Annotated in this window: 22 protein-coding genes and 1 other annotated feature; all 22 genes read left to right on the top strand. The window is 42.2% G+C overall.

Annotated features, from left to right (window positions below; translation table 11 throughout):
- Positions 1-4 precede the first annotated feature (4 nt).
- Positions 5-424, top strand: a complete 420-nt coding sequence (locus SporoP8_RS08120) for a Mini-ribonuclease 3 (RefSeq protein ID WP_099626723.1) — start codon at positions 5-7, stop codon at positions 422-424.
- On the top strand, positions 421-1,179 hold the full coding sequence (gene rlmB, locus SporoP8_RS08115) for a 23S rRNA (guanosine(2251)-2'-O)-methyltransferase RlmB (protein WP_085132029.1): 759 nt from the start codon (positions 421-423) through the stop codon (positions 1,177-1,179). Before SporoP8_RS08120 ends, rlmB begins: the two co-directional genes overlap by 4 nt.
- The gene (locus tag SporoP8_RS08110; protein ID WP_085132028.1) at positions 1,176-1,691 is read left to right on the top strand and encodes an NYN domain-containing protein; all 516 of its coding nucleotides are present in this window, start codon (positions 1,176-1,178) and stop codon (positions 1,689-1,691) included. The genes rlmB and SporoP8_RS08110 overlap by 4 nt, the downstream gene beginning before the upstream one ends.
- Before the next feature lie 82 nt (positions 1,692-1,773).
- Positions 1,774-2,412: an RNA polymerase sporulation sigma factor SigH gene (gene sigH, locus SporoP8_RS08105; protein WP_085133590.1), complete on the top strand. Its 639-nt coding sequence runs from the start codon at positions 1,774-1,776 to the stop codon at positions 2,410-2,412.
- Positions 2,413-2,493: 81 nt separating this feature from the next.
- Positions 2,494-2,643, top strand: coding sequence for a 50S ribosomal protein L33 (gene rpmG, locus SporoP8_RS08100; RefSeq protein WP_085132027.1), 150 nt, complete (start codon positions 2,494-2,496; stop codon positions 2,641-2,643).
- Between the two features lie 56 nt (positions 2,644-2,699).
- Positions 2,700-2,885: a preprotein translocase subunit SecE gene (gene secE / locus SporoP8_RS08095; RefSeq protein WP_085132026.1), complete on the top strand. Its 186-nt coding sequence runs from the start codon at positions 2,700-2,702 to the stop codon at positions 2,883-2,885.
- A gap of 107 nt (positions 2,886-2,992) precedes the next feature.
- Entirely contained in the window at positions 2,993-3,529 is a 537-nt protein-coding gene (gene nusG / locus SporoP8_RS08090) for a transcription termination/antitermination protein NusG (protein WP_085133589.1), read from the top strand.
- A 170-nt stretch (positions 3,530-3,699) separates the two neighbouring features.
- Positions 3,700-4,125, top strand: a complete 426-nt coding sequence (gene rplK / locus SporoP8_RS08085; protein ID WP_029053289.1) for a 50S ribosomal protein L11 — start codon at positions 3,700-3,702, stop codon at positions 4,123-4,125.
- Positions 4,126-4,246: 121 nt separating this feature from the next.
- Positions 4,247-4,948 carry a 50S ribosomal protein L1 gene (gene rplA, locus SporoP8_RS08080; RefSeq protein WP_085132025.1) on the top strand — a complete coding sequence of 234 codons (702 nt, stop codon included), beginning with the start codon at positions 4,247-4,249 and terminating at the stop codon, positions 4,946-4,948.
- 40 nt (positions 4,949-4,988) lie between these two features.
- Positions 4,989-5,127: a sequence feature (ribosomal protein L10 leader region), on the top strand.
- A 30-nt stretch (positions 5,128-5,157) separates the two neighbouring features.
- Positions 5,158-5,658, top strand: coding sequence for a 50S ribosomal protein L10 (gene rplJ, locus SporoP8_RS08075; protein WP_085132024.1), 501 nt, complete (start codon positions 5,158-5,160; stop codon positions 5,656-5,658).
- Between the two features lie 67 nt (positions 5,659-5,725).
- Positions 5,726-6,085 carry a 50S ribosomal protein L7/L12 gene (gene rplL, locus SporoP8_RS08070; RefSeq protein ID WP_085132023.1) on the top strand — a complete coding sequence of 120 codons (360 nt, stop codon included), beginning with the start codon at positions 5,726-5,728 and terminating at the stop codon, positions 6,083-6,085.
- Between the two features lie 87 nt (positions 6,086-6,172).
- Positions 6,173-6,775 carry a class I SAM-dependent methyltransferase gene (locus SporoP8_RS08065; RefSeq protein ID WP_085132022.1) on the top strand — a complete coding sequence of 201 codons (603 nt, stop codon included), beginning with the start codon at positions 6,173-6,175 and terminating at the stop codon, positions 6,773-6,775.
- Positions 6,776-6,996: 221 nt separating this feature from the next.
- On the top strand, positions 6,997-10,542 hold the full coding sequence (rpoB, locus tag SporoP8_RS08060) for a DNA-directed RNA polymerase subunit beta (protein ID WP_198166096.1): 3,546 nt from the start codon (positions 6,997-6,999) through the stop codon (positions 10,540-10,542).
- A gap of 175 nt (positions 10,543-10,717) precedes the next feature.
- Entirely contained in the window at positions 10,718-14,308 is a 3,591-nt protein-coding gene (gene rpoC / locus SporoP8_RS08055) for a DNA-directed RNA polymerase subunit beta' (RefSeq protein ID WP_085132020.1), read from the top strand.
- Between the two features lie 300 nt (positions 14,309-14,608).
- On the top strand, positions 14,609-15,028 hold the full coding sequence (rpsL, locus tag SporoP8_RS08050) for a 30S ribosomal protein S12 (protein ID WP_085132019.1): 420 nt from the start codon (positions 14,609-14,611) through the stop codon (positions 15,026-15,028).
- A 35-nt stretch (positions 15,029-15,063) separates the two neighbouring features.
- Positions 15,064-15,534 carry a 30S ribosomal protein S7 gene (gene rpsG / locus SporoP8_RS08045; protein WP_029053281.1) on the top strand — a complete coding sequence of 157 codons (471 nt, stop codon included), beginning with the start codon at positions 15,064-15,066 and terminating at the stop codon, positions 15,532-15,534.
- Positions 15,535-15,581: 47 nt separating this feature from the next.
- Positions 15,582-17,660, top strand: coding sequence for an elongation factor G (gene fusA, locus SporoP8_RS08040; RefSeq protein ID WP_085132018.1), 2,079 nt, complete (start codon positions 15,582-15,584; stop codon positions 17,658-17,660).
- A gap of 118 nt (positions 17,661-17,778) precedes the next feature.
- Complete coding sequence (gene tuf, locus SporoP8_RS08035) at positions 17,779-18,966, top strand: elongation factor Tu (RefSeq protein WP_085132017.1); 1,188 nt, start codon at positions 17,779-17,781, stop codon at positions 18,964-18,966.
- Between the two features lie 341 nt (positions 18,967-19,307).
- On the top strand, positions 19,308-19,616 hold the full coding sequence (gene rpsJ, locus SporoP8_RS08030) for a 30S ribosomal protein S10 (protein ID WP_085427465.1): 309 nt from the start codon (positions 19,308-19,310) through the stop codon (positions 19,614-19,616).
- A gap of 37 nt (positions 19,617-19,653) precedes the next feature.
- Positions 19,654-20,283 carry a 50S ribosomal protein L3 gene (gene rplC, locus SporoP8_RS08025; protein ID WP_085132015.1) on the top strand — a complete coding sequence of 210 codons (630 nt, stop codon included), beginning with the start codon at positions 19,654-19,656 and terminating at the stop codon, positions 20,281-20,283.
- Positions 20,284-20,308: 25 nt separating this feature from the next.
- Positions 20,309-20,932, top strand: coding sequence for a 50S ribosomal protein L4 (gene rplD, locus SporoP8_RS08020; RefSeq protein ID WP_085132014.1), 624 nt, complete (start codon positions 20,309-20,311; stop codon positions 20,930-20,932).
- Complete coding sequence (gene rplW / locus SporoP8_RS08015; RefSeq protein ID WP_085132013.1) at positions 20,932-21,219, top strand: 50S ribosomal protein L23; 288 nt, start codon at positions 20,932-20,934, stop codon at positions 21,217-21,219. The genes rplD and rplW overlap by 1 nt, the downstream gene beginning before the upstream one ends.
- Positions 21,220-21,244 lie beyond the last annotated feature (25 nt).

Here is a 21,244-nt window from a genome sequence, read left to right as displayed (position 1 = left end):
CGGCGTGGAGAAATTACGTGAAATAGACGTTAAACAACTCAATGCACTAGCCCTTGCTTATATGGGAGATGCCGTATATGAAACAGCAGTTAGAGAACATTTACTACGCCGTGGACGTGTAAAACCGCAAATTTTGCATAAGGAAGCTACGCGCTTTGTCTCTGCGAAAGCACAGGCGCGAATTATCCTAACGATGAGAGATCAACAAATTCTCACGGAAGAAGAATTGGCGGTAATGCGCCGTGGTCGCAATGCGAAGGCGGGATCTGTCCCCAAAAACACTGATGTGACAACATATAATTATAGCTCTGCATTCGAAGCAGTTCTCGGGTATGTACATTTATTGGATCGGCAAGAGCGACTGGCTGAACTGATCGAGACAGCTATTCGACTGGTGGAGCAGCCTGAGGAGGAGAAAGCATGACAGAGTTAGAAGTTGAATTGATTGGTGGAAGAAACCCTGTCGTAGAAGCGCTACGTTCAGGAAGACAACTGAATAAAATCTGGGTAGCAGAAGGCGTTAATAAGAAAAGTATCGGCGAAATTATGAAGCTTGCTAAAGAAGCGGGAGTAGTTGTGCAGACAGCACCGAAGCAGAAATTGGATGGTATGACGGATCTGAGTCACCAAGGAATTCTCGCTTCAGTTGCCGCTTACGATTATGCGGAGCTGGAAGACTTATTTGCAATTGCTAAAGAAAGGCAAGAAGATCCGTTCTTCATCATTCTTGATGAGCTAGAAGATCCACATAATCTAGGATCTATCTTACGAACTGCTGATGCTTCAGGCGTGCATGGCATCATCATTCCGAAGAGACGTGCTGTTGGTTTGACAGGTGTAGTGGCGAAAGCGTCAACAGGTGCGATTGAACATATACCCGTTGTGCGTGTGAATAATTTGTCCCAAACTGTGGATGAGCTAAAGAGACAAGGGATTTGGATTGCGGGAACGGATGCTTCCAATGCCACTGATTATCGCCATATGGATGCCACATTACCTTTGGCTGTCATTATAGGTAGTGAAGGTAAAGGGATGTCACGCATTTTGCGAGAAAGATGCGATTTCCTTTATGGATTGCCAATGGTCGGAAAAGTTACGTCATTAAATGCTTCGGTAGCGGCGGCATTATTGATGTATGAAGTTCTACGAAAGCGTCAATCCGCTCAGGCTACATCATGAAGAAAGATGTGCTACTCGTTGATGGATATAACATCATCGGTGCGTGGCCTGAACTGCAACAACTGAAACAAGAAGATTTTGCGCAAGCGCGTGATCGACTTATTGAGCGGATGGCGGAATTTCAGGCCAATAGGGGATGGCGTGTCATTGTAATATTCGATGCCCACCTGGTACCAGGTATCGAAAAACGAAAAAAACAATACCGTGTAGAAGTCGTCTTTACAAGAGAGAATGAAACGGCGGATGAGCGGATTGAAAAATTGGTGTCCGAATTATCCGGTCGTTTGACGCAAATCCATGTAGCTACTTCAGATCTTGTAGAACAATGGGTAGTGTTTGCCCAGGGTGCACTCCGCATCTCTGCACGGGAGTTAGAAATTGCTATGAAAGAAGTGGATCGCGTAATTGCGCAAAAGTTAAAAGATTCAATAGAACAACGGCCTCTATCAAAAATTCCTCTGACAGATGAAGTGGCAGCGGAATTCGAAAAAATGAGACGTGGTGGAAAATGAGTAGTTGACGTGAAAAATCACCGCGTCTATACTGGCATATAAAACCAATTAGTACTCTGGGGTGGAGAGGTTGGTGCGGGACATGGAAAATGTAAAGAGTAAAAACGAGTTTTCTAAACTATCTGATGAAGAAATGGTGGAATTGATCCATTTAGGGAATTCGGATGTATTAGATTTTTTAATAACTAAATTTCAGCCAATTGTCCGAATGAAAGCAAGAGCGTATTTCATTATTGGTGGAGATCGTGAAGATATCATGCAAGAAGGAATGATCGGACTCTATAAAGCGATACGTGATTTCCGTCCTGACAGATTAAGCTCCTTTAAAGTCTTTGCTGAGCTATGTATTACGCGACAAATTATTACAGCTATTAAAACTGCCACGCGTCAAAAACATATTCCACTAAATACGTCTATTTCGTTGGACAAGCCGATGTATGATGAAGATCAGGAGCGAACGTTGCTAGATATCATATCGGGCTCTACATTAGATGACCCTGAAGATTTGATAATCCATAAAGAAAACTTCACATTCATGGAAAAAGAGATGAATAAAGTGTTAAGCGGATTGGAAAAAGAAGTATTAACATTGTATTTAGAAGGTCAATCCTATCGCGAAATTTCTGAAGTGTTGAATCGCCAAGTGAAATCGATAGATAATGCTTTGCAACGGATCAAACGCAAATTGGAACACTCGATGGCGGTGGATTTGGTACGTTAAACTTATCAATAGTAAATTGACATATCGTTAGTTAAATGGTACTCTTTAGCGAGACTATTGTCTTGAATTAGGTGAATTGAAATGTCGAAAAAAATAACTTTAAGCTGTGAGATATGTGGTTCGCGAAACTATTCTTTACCCGCTGGCAACAACGGCCGTGAGGGAAGAATGAGTATAAAGAAGTTTTGCAGTCATTGCAATGCGCATACATTGCATAAGCAAACCATTTGACCAGTTACATAGAGTTCGAGTCAGAACGCTATGTCATTCGGAAGGGTTGGAGAAGAATGGGCAAGATTACCGATTTTTTGAAAAAAGTCGTTTCGGAAATGCGGAAAGTCAGCTGGCCGAAACGTAAAGAACTAACAAAGTATACTGTAGTCGTTATTTCGACGGTTATATTCATGGCTGTCTATTTCTTCGTAGTGGATTTAGGAATCTCTGGAGTAATGAAATGGTATACAGGTCTGTAATAAAGAAAGTATGAATAGCGTGAGAATATCCCGTTTTGATGAATAAACGGGTTTTTTCAGCTTTAATTTAAAGGAGGGACGGACGCGCAGTCCTCAATGTCATGGAAATGGATAAAAATTGGTATGTTGTGCATACGTACTCAGGGTATGAGAACAAAGTAAAGGCTAATCTTGAAAAACGTGTCGAGACAATGGGCATGTCTGATAAGATATTCCGTGTCGTCATTCCGGAAGAAGAAGAGACGGATATTAAAGATGGTAAAAAGAAAACGGTTATGCGTAAAACGTTCCCAGGCTATGTTTTGGTTGAATTGATCATGACAGATGACTCGTGGTACGTTGTTCGCAATACGCCAGGTGTTACTGGGTTTATCGGTTCATCAGGTGGTGGAGCGAAGCCTACACCGTTGTTGCCGGAAGAAGTAGAATTCATCCTAAAGCAAATGGGTATGAAAGAGCAGCGTGTAGATATCGATTTTGGAGTAGGTGAAAGTGTAACGGTGTTAGAAGGGCCGTTTGCCAACTTTGAAGGTAAAGTGGAAGAGATTGAAATGGACAAAGGTAAAGTGGTCGTAAGTGTTGATATGTTCGGACGCGAAACGAAAATGGAACTTTCGTTTGATCAAGTAGAAAAAATGGATTGATGGGTAATAGGGATTTCCCTCTTGCAAAATCTGTGTAATGGTGGTATCATTTCAAAGGTCAGACTTAGTCTGTACGGATTAACCAATTCTACCGACATCGTCGGCAGGCACATATTTGAGTGGGAGGGGCAACCCAATTACCACATCACGGACTTAAGGAGGTGTGTCTCGTGGCTAAAAAAGTTACTAAAGTAGTGAAATTGCAAATTCCAGCTGGTAAAGCAAATCCAGCACCACCAGTAGGGCCGGCATTAGGTCAAGCAGGTGTTAACATTATGGGATTCTGTAAAGAATTTAACGCTCGTACAGCAGATCAAGCTGGTCTAATTATCCCAGTTGAAATCTCAGTATTCGAGGACCGTTCATTTACATTCATCACAAAAACTCCGCCAGCAGCAGTATTGCTAAAGGTTGCAGCAAACGTTCAAAAGGGTTCAGGTGAGCCTAATAAAAACAAAGTTGCTACAGTTAAGCGTGATAAAGTTAGAGAAATCGCAGAACAAAAGATGCCAGACTTAAACGCGGCGTCAGTTGAAGCGGCGATGGCAATGGTCGAAGGTACTGCTCGCAGTATGGGATTCAAAATCGAAGACTGATTTTGGTTTTTCATAATACAGCAATTGTTTGAAGGTGGAGGCTGCGGTCGAATGAGATTCGCAGCCTTCATTAAGTGGGAGGTTTAATCCGTTAAAACCACAAATGAGGAGGAAAATTCTGATGGCTAAAAGAGGTAAAAAATTCGTAGATGCATCGAAGCTTGTAGATCGTACAGCTACATACTCTGCGAAAGAAGCAATTGAACTTGCTAAAAAGACAACTACTACTAATTTTGATGCAACAGTTGAAGTAGCTTTCCGTCTTGGTATTGATACACGTAAAAACGATCAGCAAATCCGTGGAGCAGTAGTGCTTCCTAATGGTACTGGTAAAACTCAACGCGTATTAGTATTCGCTAAAGGTGAAAAAGTTAAAGAAGCAGAAGCTGCGGGCGCAGACTACGTAGGCGACGCAGAATTAATTGCTAAAATTCAACAAGGTTGGTTCGAATTTGATGTAATCGTTGCTACACCTGACATGATGGGCGAAGTTGGTAAGATTGGTCGCGTACTTGGACCAAAAGGTCTTATGCCGAACCCGAAAACAGGTACAGTAACATTCGACGTAACGAAAGCTATTGAAGAAATCAAAGCAGGTAAAGTTGAATACCGTGCGGACAAAGCTGGAATCATCCATGCGCCAATCGGGAAAGCTTCTTTCGATAACGAGAAGTTGGAAGAAAACTTCTTGACTATCTTTGAAACGATTCAAAAAGCTAAACCGTCATCGTCAAAAGGAACATACATGAAATCAGTAAACGTTACGACAACTATGGGTCCTGCTGTAAAAGTAGATCCGTCAAGCGTTACTGTTAAAAAATAATTGACAAGCATAAAGTGATCTGTTAAGATTACGCTTGTTATGATGATAACCATTTGTACCGAAGACAGCAGGTGTGGCTTGCCACTTAATGCTCCTGCCGAGGACAAGACGCTCTTTTTTAAAGATGACGACTTTTCTGCCCTCATGTCTTAGACGTTGAGGGCTTTTTATATCGGTATAAGTGACCCTAATTACCAGGAGGTGTCAACATGAGCAAAATTTTAGAAGCTAAACAAGCGGTCGTATCAGAAGTCGCTGAGAAGTTGCAAACAGCAGCATCTGTAGTAGTTGTCGATTACCGTGGTCTTACGGTTTCACAAGTTACAGAATTGCGTAAACAACTTCGTGAAGCGGGCATCGAGTTCAAAGTTTATAAAAACTCAATGGTGCGTCGTGCGACAGTAGTTGCAGGACTAGAAGGTTTGAATGAAAACTTGACAGGTCCAAACGCTATCGCCTTCTCAACAGAAGACGTAGTAGCGCCAGCTAAAATCTTAAATGATTTCGCTAAAAAGAACGACAAGCTTGAAATTAAAGCGGGTGTGATTGAAGGAAACGTTGCATCAGCTGAAGATGTGAAAGCATTGGCTACTCTACCGTCTCGCGATGGTCTACTATCTATGCTACTCAGCGTTCTTCAAGCGCCAGTACGAAACTTTGCACTTGCTACAAAAGCAGTTGCAGAACAAAAAGAAGAGCAAGGTGCTTAATTTCGCATTTTGACTATGACCGGAACAAACTAGCCGGTTAAATACAACTTTCCAGGAGGAACTTAAAATGACTAATGCACAAATTTTAGACGCAATCAAAGAAATGACAGTTCTTGAACTAAACGACCTTGTTAAAGCAATCGAAGAAGAATTCGGCGTAACAGCAGCAGCACCAGTTGCAGCAGCTGGAGCAGTTTCAGAAGCAGCTGAAGAGCAAACTGAATTCGACGTAATCCTTGCATCAGCTGGAGATCAAAAGATCAAAGTTATCAAAGCTGTTCGTGAAATCACTGGCCTAGGCTTGAAAGAAGCTAAAGCTCTTGTAGACGAAGCTCCTAAAGCTGTTAAAGAAGCAGCAACTAAAGAAGAAGCAGAAGAAATGAAAGCTAAACTTGAAGAAGTTGGCGCATCTGTAGAAGTTAAGTAATTTCTACTTCCCTGAGAAAAGCCCGTCTATCTGACGGGCTTTTTTCTTCATATACAGATAATGTAACTCTACGCAGGAGGTGTATGTATGGGAGAGCATTACTATTCAAAAAGTCCCCAAGTGTCAAGTGCCCCCAAGCAGTGGAAGGCTGAGATTCGCAACAAAGTCTTTTCGTTCACAACAGATGCTGGTGTATTCAGTAAAGGTAGCATAGATGAAGGGTCAAAATTGCTCGCTGAAACGTTTAAAGTACCATCAGTCGGGGGAGACTTATTGGAAATAGGTTGCGGCTATGGTCCGATTGCCTTGTCTATTGCGTCAGATTTCCCTGAACGGCTTGTCCATATGGTTGATGTTAACGAGCGAGCATTGGCTCTTTGTAAAATAAATGCCCAGCAAAACAAGATCACCAATATACAAATTTATGAAAGTAGTGGAATCGATCAAGTTCAATCTGATGGTTTTGCTGCAATTATAACGAATCCACCTATTAGAGCAGGTAAGCAAACAGTCTTTTCATTCTACGACGGTGCTTATGAAAAATTGACTTCGGGTGGGGAGTTATGGGTTGTCATTCAAAAGAAACAAGGAGCTCCATCCACAATAGATTACTTGAAGAAGTTGTTTGGTAATGTGGATACGGTTGCCAAGAAAAAAGGCTACTTTATTTTGGTGGCGAAAAAAGTTTGACAGGATCGACATCTTGTAGTAGCATTATTGAATGCATAAATATTTATATTGCAGCTGTATGCCCTTTTGTGTGATGTAGTAGAGGAAAAGGCATATTGATGTTTGGATAAAGATTGTGAAATCGAAAATGAGCTCTTGTCGGAACTCGTTTTCTTTTTGTTTTTTCGAAGTCACAGCGGAATTTCTGATTTTGCAAAAAACTAATATTGTTTTAATGAGGGGTGAATGAGTTGACAGGTCATTTAGTTCAGTATGGTCAACATCGTCAGCGTAGAAGTTTCGCGCGAATCAAAGAAGTACTCGACTTGCCGAATTTGATTGAAATTCAAACGGCATCTTACGAGTGGTTCTTAGAAGAGGGGTTACGTGAAATGTTCCGGGATATTTCTCCTATCCAGGATTTCACAGGTAACTTATCCTTGGAATTTATCGATTACAAACTGGGTGAACCAAAATATCCGGTAGACGAATCAAAAGAGCGCGATGTGACATATGCCGCACCACTTCGTGTAAAAGTACGTCTTCATAACCAAGAAACAGGCGATGTAAAGGAACAAGACGTTTTCATGGGAGATTTCCCACTCATGACAGAAAACGGAACATTCATTATTAACGGAGCTGAGCGTGTTATTGTTTCACAGCTCGTTCGTTCGCCAAGTGTTTACTATAATGATAAGACGGATAAAAATGGTAAGCGTGGATTTGGCGCTACTGTTATTCCGAACCGTGGAGCATGGCTTGAATATGAAACAGATGCAAAAGACGTAGTGCATGTCCGTATCGACCGTACTCGTAAGTTGCCAATCACTGTTTTATTGCGTGCGTTAGGCTTCTCTACTGATCAAGAAATTATTGATTTAATCGGTGATAATGAGTATTTACGAAATTCATTAGAGAAAGATAATACCGAGACTTCAGAAAAAGCGATGCTTGAAATCTATGAGCGACTTCGTCCAGGTGAACCACCAACACTAGACAGCGCAAGAAGTCTTTTGTATTCACGTTTCTTTGATCCGAAGCGCTATGATTTAGCGAATGTCGGTCGTTATAAAATGAATAAGAAGCTTCACTTGCAAAATCGATTGTTCAATCAAACAGCTGCTGAAACACTTGTCGACCCTGAAACTGGCGAGATTTTAGTGGAAAAAGATCAGCTAATCGATCGACGTACATTAGATAAATTACTACCGTTTTTATCTCAAGGTATCAATACTGAGTCGATTGAACATGTAGGGTCTATATTGGAAGAACCAATGGTTATCCAGACGCTAAAGATTTACGCACCGAAAAGTGAAGAAAAGCAAGTGATCAACGTCATTTCTAACGCTGAAGTAGACGAGTCTATTAAACATATTACCCCTTCGGATATCGTTGCTTCTATTAGCTATTTCTTTAACCTCTTGCATGGTGTAGGGAACACGGATGATATTGACCATCTTGGTAATCGTCGTTTGCGTTCTGTTGGTGAATTACTTCAAAACCAATTCCGTATCGGTCTTTCCCGTATGGAGCGTGTGGTTAAAGAGAGAATGTCTATCAATGACACGCAATCTATCGTACCCCAACAATTGATCAATATCCGTCCAGTTATTGCATCAATCAAAGAGTTCTTCGGAAGTTCACAGCTTTCTCAGTTCATGGACCAAACAAATCCATTGGCTGAATTGACGCATAAGCGTCGTTTATCTGCACTAGGACCTGGTGGTTTGACTCGAGAGCGAGCAGGAATGGAAGTTCGTGACGTTCACTACTCTCACTATGGTCGTATGTGTCCAATTGAAACACCAGAGGGACCGAACATTGGATTGATTAACTCGCTGTCTACATTCGCGAAAGTGAACCAATTTGGTTTCATTGAAACTCCTTATCGTAAAGTAGATCCTGAAACGGGTCGCGTTACAGCGCAAATTGATTATTTGACAGCAGATATTGAAGATAACTATGTTGTAGCACAGGCTAACTCACTACTTGAGGAAGACGGATCATTTACTAATGAGGGCGTGGTAGGTCGTTTCCAAGGGGATAATACTGTATTCCGCCGCGAACAAATAGACTATATGGACGTTTCACCTAAGCAAGTTGTATCTGCAGCTACTGCATGTATTCCGTTCTTAGAAAATGATGACTCTAACCGTGCGTTGATGGGTGCGAACATGCAACGTCAAGCAGTTCCTTTATTAAATCCTGAAGCACCATTTGTGGGTACAGGTATGGAACATATTTCCGCGCGTGATTCAGGGGCGGCTGTTGTATCTAAATACCACGGTATCGTAGAACACGTTGAAGCGAAAGAAATTCGTATTCGTCGCATTGAAGAAGTGGGCGGTAAAGAAGTCAAGGGTGACCTTGTCGTTTGTCGTTTGTCTAAATTCATTCGTTCGAACCAGGGAACTTGCTATAACCAACGCCCGATTGTAAAAGTTGGCGACCGCGTAAAACCGCTTGATATTCTTGCGGACGGACCATCAATGGAACAAGGAGAACTTGCGCTTGGTCGCAACGTTCTAACAGCATTCATGACATGGGATGGCTACAACTATGAGGATGCGATTATCATGAGTGAGCGTCTGGTGAAAGATGATGTATTCACTTCCGTTCATATTGAAGAATATGAATCAGAGGCACGTGATACTAAGCTTGGACCAGAAGAAATCACGCGTGATATTCCAAACGTCGGAGAAGATGCATTGCGCAACTTGGACGACAGAGGAATTATCCGTATCGGTGCAGAAGTACGAGATGGTGATATCTTGGTCGGTAAAGTAACGCCTAAGGGAGTTACGGAATTGACCGCGGAAGAACGTCTTCTACATGCAATCTTTGGGGAAAAAGCACGCGAAGTTCGCGATACTTCATTACGTGTACCCCATGGAGCAGGCGGAATCGTTCTGGATGTTAAAGTCTTTAACCGTGAAGATGGCGATGAGCTATCCCCAGGAGTAAACCAGTTGGTACGAGTATATATCGTACAGAAGCGTAAAATCTCTGTTGGAGATAAGATGGCAGGACGTCACGGTAATAAGGGTGTTATTTCCCGAATTTTACCTGAATCGGAAATGCCGTTCCTTCCAGATGGTACACCGATCGATGTCATGTTGAACCCACTTGGGGTTCCATCACGTATGAATATCGGACAGGTTCTTGAAATGCATCTTGGTATGGCTGCGCGCAGTCTAGGCATTCACACTGCTTCTCCTGTATTTGATGGTGCAAACGAAGAAGACGTTTGGGCTACAATGGAAGAAGCGGGAATGAACCGTGACGGTAAAACAATGCTATACGATGGCCGTTCAGGTGAACCATTTGATAACCGCGTGTCAGTCGGCGTTATGTACTTGATCAAACTTGCCCACATGGTAGATGATAAGTTGCACGCGCGTTCTACTGGGCCATACTCACTCGTTACGCAGCAACCACTCGGCGGTAAAGCCCAGTTCGGTGGACAACGTTTCGGGGAAATGGAAGTATGGGCACTGGAAGCGTATGGTGCTGCTTATACATTGCAAGAAATCTTAACAGTCAAATCCGATGACGTCGTAGGTCGTGTGAAAACATATGAAGCGATTGTCAAAGGTGATAGCGTACCTCAACCAGGTGTACCGGAATCATTTAAAGTACTAATCAAAGAACTTCAGAGTTTGGGATTAGACGTGAAAATGTTGACGGAAGACTTTGAAGAAATTGAGCTTCGTGATCTAGATGACGAAGAAGACTTGCAACCAACTGACGCATTGAACTTGATGAAAGAAGATCAGCCGATCGCCTAAAATCGATAACGCTAATCTGAAATGTAAATAAACCAAACAAAAACGAATAGAAGAGGGCTTCGAGCACCCTCTTCTATTTTATTCAGTAAGAAGAATGTCTTACGTGAATGTACTATTACAAGTTAAGTTGACTGATAAGCCGTTATGGCGATTAGACTAAAGGGAGGTTGGCTCCTTGATAGATGTTAATAATTTTGAGTATATGAAAATTGGCCTTGCTTCACCTGACAAGATTCGCTCTTGGTCGTATGGAGAAGTGAAAAAACCTGAAACGATCAATTACCGTACACTAAAGCCAGAGAAAGACGGATTATTCTGTGAGAGAATCTTCGGCCCAACGAAAGATTGGGAATGTCACTGTGGTAAATATAAACGGGTTCGTTATAAGGGCGTTGTCTGTGATCGTTGTGGCGTAGAGGTAACGCGTCAAAAAGTACGTCGCGAACGAATGGGTCACATCGAGCTTGCGGCACCTGTCACACATATTTGGTACTTCAAAGGAATTCCTAGCCGTATGGGCTTGATTCTGGATATGACACCACGTGCATTGGAAGAGATTATCTACTTTGCATCTTACGTAGTTGTCGAACCGGCGGATACGCCACTTGAGCGTAAACAGCTGCTTTCTGAAAAAGAGTACCGTTTGTACCGTGAAAAATATGGTTCTAAATTCCAAGCTGCAATGGGAGCAGAAGCAATCGAGCAGCTACTTCGTGCAATCGACTTGGATAAAGAAACAGATTCATTGAAAGAAGAGTTGAAAACAGTACAAGGTCAGCGTCGTACACGCGCAATCCGACGTCTGGAAGTCGTGGAATCTTTCCGTAACTCTGGAAATCGTCCGGAATGGATGGTATTGGAAGTACTTCCTGTTATCCCTCCTGAATTACGTCCTATGGTACAGCTAGACGGAGGGCGTTTTGCAACATCTGACTTGAATGATCTTTACCGTAGGGTTATTAACCGGAACAATCGTCTGAAGCGTCTATTGGATTTAGGAGCGCCTGGTATTATCGTTCAGAACGAGAAGCGGATGCTTCAAGAAGCAGTAGATGCACTAGTAGATAATGGCCGTCGTGGAAGACCTGTAACGGGTCCAGGCAACCGTCCGTTGAAATCACTTTCTCACATGCTGAAAGGTAAGCAAGGACGTTTCCGCCAGAACTTACTTGGTAAACGTGTAGACTATTCTGGTCGTTCGGTTATCGTAGTAGGCCCTAACTTGAAAATGTACCAATGCGGTCTGCCAAAAGAAATGGCGATTGAGCTATTTAAGCCGTTCGTTATGAAAGAATTAGTAGAACGCAATTTGGCGCATAACATCAAGAGTGCGAAACGTAAAATTGAACGTCTTCATTCCGAAGTGTGGGATGTATTGGAAGATGTCATCAAAGAACATCCAGTGCTTCTTAACCGAGCACCAACGCTTCACCGTCTAGGGATTCAGGCGTTTGAACCGATACTGGTCGAAGGGCGCGCAATTACATTACACCCGCTAGTATGTACAGCTTACAACGCTGACTTCGATGGTGACCAAATGGCTGTTCACGTACCGCTATCTGCTGAAGCTCAAGCTGAAGCGCGTTTATTGATGTTAGCTGCCCAAAACATTTTGAATCCGAAAGACGGAAAACCAGTTGTAACTCCTTCACAGGATATGGTTCTTGGTAACTATTACTTAACAGTCGAGCGTAAAAATGCAGCTGGAGAAGGTTCTGTGTTCAGTGATCCGAATGAAGCGTTAATCGCCTATCAAACAGGACACGTTCACTTACATTCCCGCATCGCAGTTCAGGCTGGCAGTATTAACAATCCAACGTTTACGGATAAGCAAAATAGTCAGCTATTGTTAACGACTGTAGGTAAAATCATTTTCAATGAGATTCTACCGGAATCGTTCCCGTATATTAACGAACCGACGAATCAAAACTTACAGGTAGAAACACCTGAAAAGTATTTCATCGACGGAACAGTGAATGTTAAGGAACATTTGCAAGAAGCAGAACTGATCACGCCATTCAAAAAAGCAATCCTTGGGGAAATTATCGCGGAAATCTTCCGACGCTTCCACATTACAGAAACTTCTAGAATGTTGGATAGAATGAAAAACCTAGGATTTAAATATTCTACTCGTGCTGGAATTACGATCGGTATTTCCGATATCGTCGTTTTGCCAAATAAAGCAGAGATTCTTCATGAAGCACAAGAAAAAGTTGACAAAGTCACGCAACAGTTCCGACGTGGTTTAATTACCGAAGAAGAGCGCTATGATCGTGTCATCTCTTATTGGAGCCATGCGAAGGATATCATCCAGAATAAGCTAATGGATTCATTGGATATTGAAAACCCGATCTTTATGATGAGTGACTCCGGAGCCCGTGGTAACGCATCAAACTTTACACAACTTGCTGGTATGCGTGGACTAATGGCCAACCCGGCTGGGCGGATTATCGAACTTCCGATCAAATCTTCCTTCCGTGAGGGGCTAACAGTACTCGAATACTTTATCTCTACACACGGTGCGCGTAAAGGTCTTGCCGATACAGCACTGAAGACTGCCGATTCAGGTTACTTGACTCGTCGTCTCGTAGATGTAGCGCAAGATGTTATCGTTCGTGAAGAAGATTGCGGAACAGACCGCGGTCTTGCGATTACTGCATTAACCGAAGGAAATGAAATGATCGAAACACTGTTTGAGCGTATTGAAGGTCGACACACGAAGAAGACTATCAAACATCCGGAAACAGGTGAAGTCATTCTTGAGAAAAACGGATTAATTACTGCGGACATAGCGAACATAGTAATTCAAGCCGGTATCGAAGAAGTGACGATTCGTTCTGCATTTACTTGTAATACAAAACATGGCGTATGTAAAAAATGTTACGGTATCAACTTGGCTACTGGAGAGACGGTAGAAGTAGGGGAAGCAGTGGGAATCATTGCGGCACAATCTATCGGAGAACCAGGAACGCAGTTAACGATGCGTACATTCCACACAGGTGGAGTTGCTGGAGATGATATTACACAAGGTCTTCCACGTATTCAGGAGATTTTCGAATCCCGGAATCCGAAAGGTGTAGCGGTTATTTCTGAAATTGCAGGTACGGTTATTGAAATTGATGAAATCCGTGAAGGGTTAAAAGAAATCACTATTGAAGGCGAAGTAGAAACACGTAAATATCCTACGTTGTATAATGCGCGTTTAAGCGTAGAAGTAGGCGATGTGGTTGAGCGTGGACAAACTATTACTGAAGGTTCAATTGATCCTAAACAATTGATCATAGTAAAGGACGTTTCAACTGTACAAGAGTATCTGTTGAAAGAAGTTCAAAAAGTTTACCGTATGCAAGGTGTAGAGATTGGTGATAAGCACGTTGAAGTGATGGTACGTCAAATGCTTCGTAAAGTTCGAGTTATCGAAGCAGGAGACACGGATCTTCTTCCAGGTTCATTATTGGATATCCACCAATTTTCTGAAGCGAACGAAAAGGTGTTGTTAGCGGGTAAAGTTCCAGCTACTTCACGTCCTGTAATTCTTGGAATTACGAAAGCTTCACTTGAAACGGAATCGTTCTTGTCAGCCGCATCATTCCAAGAAACGACTAGAGTTCTTACAGATGCAGCTATTAAAGGTAAAACAGATGAGTTGCTAGGTCTGAAAGAAAACGTTATTATTGGGAAATTGGTTCCTGCAGGTACTGGTATGCAGAGATACCGTCAAATAAAAATGCAACATGATGAAGTAGAAGAGACTATTACAGCTTAATAAAAATAAACGGGACATCGTTCCCGTTTATTTTCTTAAATTTGTTGACAAGTCGTTGTGAAGATGATAATATACAAAAGGTTGATAGTTGTTGACCGTTAACTTATCAGGAAGAAAAATGTTCTTTCGAATAAGTGCAAGGCGATAAGCAATCATCATTATAAAATAACAGTAAGCAGAGATCTCTGGAGTTACTGTCACCCGTTTTTGTGTGTGCACGCACAAAAACTTTGTTTTTACTCAAAAATGAACCACCTGGGTGTGTGGTATTATAAAAAGCTCGGAAGGAGGAACAACCTGATGCCTACAATTAATCAATTAGTCCGTAAACCTCGTAAATCGAAAACGGAAAATTCTAAGTCTCCGGCTCTAGGAAAAAGCTATAACAGCTTTAAAAAGTCTATGACAAACGTGAACTCACCACAAAAAAGAGGTGTTTGTACACGTGTTGGTACTATGACTCCTAAGAAGCCAAACTCGGCGCTACGTAAGTATGCTCGTGTTCGTTTAACTAATACATTGGAAGTAAACGCATATATTCCAGGTGAAGGCCACAACTTGCAAGAACACAGTGTGGTACTAATCCGCGGAGGACGCGTAAAAGATTTACCGGGTGTTCGTTACCATATCGTACGTGGGGCACTTGATACAGCTGGAGTTACTGGCCGTATGCAAAGCCGTTCAATGTATGGAGCTAAAAAGCCCAAAGTTAAGAAGTAAGACAAAACTAACCATATTGAAAGGAGGAACTAATTATGCCTCGTAAAGGTCCAGTAACAAAACGTGATGTACTACCTGATCCGATTTATAATTCCAAGCTTGTAAGCCGCCTTATCAACAAAATGATGGTAGACGGTAAAAAAGGTACTTCTCAAAAGATTCTTTATGGAGCGTTCGAAATTGTTAAAGAACGTTCTGGACAAGAGCCAATCGAAGTATTCGAAGCAGCTTTAAATAATGTAATGCCAGTTCTTGAAGTGCGCGCTCGCCGCGTAGGTGGAGCTAACTATCAAGTGCCGGTTGAAGTACGCCCTGAACGTCGTTCGACTCTAGGTCTTCGTTACCTTGTAAACTATTCACGTACACGTGGAGAAAAAACAATGGAAGAACGTCTAGCGAATGAAATTCTTGATGCATCAAATAACACAGGTGCTTCTGTTAAACGCCGTGAAGAAATGCATAAAATGGCTGAAGCCAACAGAGCATTCGCTCACTATCGCTGGTAAGGTCGGATAAACAATAGCAGTAATCCGAAACGGAAGGAGATTACAAAATGGCTAGAGAGTTCTCACTAGAGAATACTCGTAACATTGGTATCATGGCTCACATTGACGCTGGTAAGACAACGACAACTGAGCGGATCCTTTTTTACACAGGTAAAATCCACAAGATTGGTGAAACGCACGAAGGTGCATCACAAATGGACTGGATGGAGCAAGAGCAAGAACGTGGAATCACGATTACTTCCGCTGCAACAACAGCAGCATGGAAAGGTCACCGCGTAAATATCATCGATACACCGGGGCACGTAGACTTCACAGTTGAAGTTGAACGTTCACTTCGCGTATTGGATGGTGCTGTAGCGGTACTTGATGCTCAATCAGGTGTTGAACCACAAACAGAGACAGTTTGGCGTCAAGCGACAAACTACAAAGTACCACGTCTTGTATTCGTAAACAAAATGGATAAGACGGGTGCTGACTTCCTTTATTCTGTAGGAACACTACGTGATCGCCTACAAGCGAATGCACATCCTATTCAATTGCCGATCGGTGCGGAAGATAACTTCTCAGGAATTATTGACTTAATCGAAATGAAGGCAACTATGTATCCAAATGATCTAGGAACAGATACGACAGTGGAAGAAATTCCTGCTGAACATCTTGAACTAGCTAAAAAATATCGTGAGAGCCTAATCGAAGCTGTTGTAGATTTCGATGAAGATCTTATGGAAAAATATCTTGGCGGTGAAGAACTTACAATAGAAGAACTTACAACAGCTATTCGTAAAGCTACGTTGGCAGTTGAATTCTATCCTGTAGTTTGTGGAACTGCTTTCAAAAACAAAGGTGTACAACTAGTACTGGATGCGGTAGTAGACTACCTACCATCACCACTTGATGTACCACCAATGATGGGCTTCAACCCTGAGACTGAAGAAGAGGAAGTGCGTGAATCAACTGATGAAGCACCTTTCTCAGCATTGGCGTTTAAAGTTATGACGGATCCTTATGTAGGTAAACTTACATTCTTCCGTATATACTCTGGTGTTCTTCAAGCGGGTTCTTACGTAGCAAACTCTACAAAAGGCAAGCGTGAGCGCGTAGGACGTATTCTACAAATGCACGCAAACAGCCGTGAAGAGATTTCTGAAGTACACGCGGGTGAAATTGCTGCTGCTGTTGGTTTGAAAGATACAACTACTGGAGACACACTATGTGACGAGAAATCATTGATCATTCTTGAATCAATGGTATTCCCTGAACCGGTAATCTCTGTAGCGATTGAACCGAAAACAAAGGCGGATCAGGATAAAATGGGTCAAGCTCTTGGTAAGCTACAAGAAGAAGATCCAACATTCCGTGCGCACACAGATCAAGAAACAGGAGAAGTTATCATCGCAGGTATGGGTGAACTTCACTTGGATATTATCGTCGACCGTCTACGTCGTGAATTTAAAGTGGAAGCAAACGTGGGTGCACCACAAGTTTCTTACCGCGAAACATTCCGTCAGTCAGCTGAAGTCGAAGGTAAATTCGTTCGTCAATCAGGTGGACGTGGACAGTTTGGTCACGTATGGATCGAATTTGGTCCAAACGAAGAAGGAAAAGGATTCGAGTTCGTGAATAATGTTGTTGGTGGTTCTGTTCCTCGTGAATATATCCCAGCAGTTGAAGCGGGAATTCGTGATTCGTTAGATAACGGTATTTTAGCTGGATATCCATTAATCGATGTCAAAGCACGCCTGTATGACGGATCTTACCATGACGTTGACTCCAACGAGATGGCATTTAAGATTGCTGCATCAATGGCTTTGAAAAATGCTGCATCAAAATGTAATCCTGTAATTCTTGAACCGACAATGAGAGTAGAAGTAATCATTCCGGAAGAATACATGGGCGATATCATGGGTGATATTACATCACGCCGTGGCCGTGTTGAAGGTATGGAAGCTCGTGGTAACGCACAAGTAGTTCGTGCGATGGTTCCACTTGCTGAAATGTTTGGTTATGCAACATCTCTACGTTCAAACACGCAAGGACGCGGAGTATTCTCAATGGTGTTTGATCACTATGAGGAACTTCCAAAGTCTATCGCTGAAGAAGTAATCAAGAAAAACAAAGGTGAATAATAAAGTTCATCCTTGTTTCTTTTAAGCAATACTTGTAAGATATGGATAGTCGAAGGTATACATTCGACTATCCATATTATAAAAATTAATCTTTTTAAATAAAGGGAGGACCTCTAAAATGGGTAAAGAAAAATTCGACCGCTCCAAGGAGCACGCAAACGTAGGAACAATTGGTCACGTTGACCATGGTAAAACAACTTTGACTGCTGCAATCGCAACAGTTCTTTCTAAAGCACAAGGTGGAGAAGCAAAGTCATATGCTGACGTTGATAACGCACCTGAAGAAAAAGAGCGTGGAATTACAATCAGTACTTCACACGTTGAGTACGAAACTGACAAGCGTCACTATGCACACGTTGACTGCCCAGGTCACGCTGACTACGTTAAAAACATGATCACTGGTGCTGCACAAATGGACGGCGGAATCTTAGTAGTATCTGCTGCTGATGGTCCAATGCCACAAACACGTGAGCACATCCTTCTTTCACGTCAAGTAGGTGTTCCTTACCTAGTTGTCTTCATGAACAAATGTGACATGGTAGATGACGAAGAACTACTTGAATTAGTAGAAATGGAAATCCGTGAACTTCTTTCTGATTACGACTTCCCTGGTGATGATATTCCTGTAATCAAAGGATCAGCTCTTAAAGCTCTTGAAGGAGAGCCAGAGTGGGAAGAAAAAATCCTTGAACTTATGCAAGCGGTAGATGACTATATTCCAACACCAACTCGTGACACTGACAAGCCATTCATGATGCCTGTTGAGGACGTATTCTCAATCACAGGTCGCGGTACAGTTGCAACTGGCCGTGTTGAGCGTGGAGTAGTTAAAGTCGGAGATGTTGTTGACATCATCGGTCTTGCTGAAGAACCAAAAGCTACTACTGTAACTGGTGTAGAGATGTTCCGTAAACTTCTTGACTATGCAGAAGCAGGCGACAACATCGGTGCTCTTCTTCGTGGTGTATCACGTGAAGATATCGAACGTGGACAAGTTCTTGCTAAGCCAGGAACAATCACTCCACACACTCAGTTCAAATCTGAAGTTTATGTTCTATCAAAAGAAGAGGGTGGACGTCATACTCCATTCTTCTCAAACTACCGTCCTCAGTTCTACTTCCGTACAACTGATGTAACTGGTATCATTCAACTTCCTGAAGGCGTAGAAATGGTTATGCCTGGAGATAACGTTGAAATGACAGTTGAACTTATTTCTCCTATCGCGATTGAAGAAGGTACTAAATTCTCAATCCGTGAAGGCGGACGTACAGTTGGAGCTGGCGTTGTAGCAACAATCACAAAATAATTTGTTTTGATCCCGCCCTTGAGGCGGGATTTTTTTTGCTTTCGATGATACTAAAGTTAGTATGTAATCGGATATAGAATGAGAAATAGATTCTATAAGTGCACATCGAATCGCGTGCAAATCAAGAAGAATGCTGGTAGTATAGTAAACGGATTAAAAGTTAAACTAATTTCTTCAAAAGGGTTGCACAATCCTTTTATATTATGTATAATGTTGAATGTTGGTCTTTGACTGCGATGAAGCGAGAGGTTACCGATACACCCGGCCGCTTTGCCATGGCGCGTGTAAGGAAAATTTTCGTGGAGAATTGTCTAGAAAATAGGCGAAAGGGAGGGAAAATAATGGCAAAACAAAAGATTCGTATTAGATTGAAAGCTTACGATCACAGAATGATCGATCAGTCAGCTGAAAAGATTGTTGAAACGGCTAAACGTTCTGGAGCTAGTGTTTCAGGTCCAATTCCGTTACCAACTGAAAGATCAGTTTACACGGTATTGCGTGCTGTTCACGTATACAAAGATTCACGTGAGCAATTTGAAATGCGTACGCACAAACGTTTAATCGATATCGTGAATCCAACGCCACAAACGGTGGATGCACTTATGAAGCTTGATTTACCATCAGGCGTCGACATCGAAATTAAACTATAAAACATAAAAACAAACAATATTACAGGAGGTGTGACTAATGACCAAAGGAATCTTAGGAAGAAAAGTCGGAATGACGCAAGTTTTTGCTGAAAACGGCGATCTAATCCCAGTAACAGTGATTGAAGCTGCTCCAAACGTTGTTCTTCAAAAGAAGACAATTGAAACAGACGGCTACGAGTCAATCCAACTAGGATTTGATGATAAACGTGAAAAGCTTTCAAACAAGCCAGAACAAGGCCATGTAGCAAAAGCTAACACTGCACCTAAGCGCTTCATTCGCGAAGTTCGCGGAGCTGACGTTAGTGCATACGAAGTTGGTCAGGAAGTCAAAGTCGATACATTCGCAGAAGGCGAAGTAGTAGACATTACAGGAGTTTCAAAAGGTAAAGGATTCCAAGGTGTCATTAAGCGCCACGGTTACTCACGTGGACCAATGTCTCACGGATCACGTTTCCATCGCGCACCAGGTTCACTTGGAGCAGTTGATGCACAACGCGTATTCAAAGGAAAAAAATTACCTGGACGTACTGGTGGCAAAACAGTAACGATCCAAAACGTTGAAATCGTTCGAGTTGACGCTGAGCGCAACTTGTTATTAGTAAAAGGTAACGTTCCTGGAGCTCGTAAATCACTTGTACAAGTGAAAAGTGCTATCAAAGGAAACTGAGTAAAACAGAAAGGAGGAAACAGGAATGCCTAAAGTATCTGTAGTAAGTCAAACAGGTTCTGCTGTCGGCGACATCGAACTAAACGATGCGATTTTTGGAATCGAGCCGAATGAAGCAGTATTATTCGAAGCAATTGTTCAACAACAAGCTTCTTTACGCCAAGGTAACCACAAGGTTAAAACTCGCGCGGAAGTAGCAGGCGGCGGTCGTAAACCATGGCGTCAAAAGGGTACAGGTCGTGCTCGTCAAGGTTCAATCAGATCACCACAATGGCGTGGAGGCGGTATCGTATTCGGTCCTTCACCACGTAGTTACAGCTATAAAATGCCTAAGAAAGTTCGTCGTTTAGCTCTTCTATCCGCTCTTTCTACGAAAGTAGCAGCTGAAGAACTAATCGTTCTAGAAAACTTAGCATTTGATGCACCAAAAACAAAGGGCTTTGTAAAAGTGCTTGAAGATCTTTCAATCACTAAGAAAGCATTATTTGTTACAGCTGACCTAGAAGAATCAGTAGCATTGTCTGCTCGTAATATTCCAGGAATCAGCGTCGTTTCAGCGAACGGTATTAATGTTCTAGACCTAGTCGGACATGACCAGCTTGTAATGACAAAAGCAGCAATAGAAAAAGTCGAGGAGGTGCTTGGTTAATGGAAGCACGTGATATTCTGAAACGTCCGGTCATTACCGAGCGTTCTTCTGAACAAATGGAAGACTTAAGAAAATATACATTCGAAGTTGATACGCGCGCGAGCAAAACTCACGTGAAACAAGCTATTGAAGAAATCTTCGGTGTTAAAGTTGAAAAAGTTAACGTTATGAACTACAAAGGTAAGTTCAAGCGTATGGGGAAACATGCTGGTTATACAAACAAGCGTCGTAAGGCAATTGTTACACTAACTACTGATTCCAAAGATATCGAACTTTTTGAAATGTAATTAACCCATAATAAATGAAGGAGGG

Origin of the sequence: Sporosarcina ureae (genome assembly GCF_002101375.1) — a bacterium.
Classification (GTDB): Bacteria; Bacillota; Bacilli; order Bacillales_A; family Planococcaceae; genus Sporosarcina; species Sporosarcina ureae_B.
This window is presented reverse-complemented; position numbering and strand designations above follow the sequence as displayed.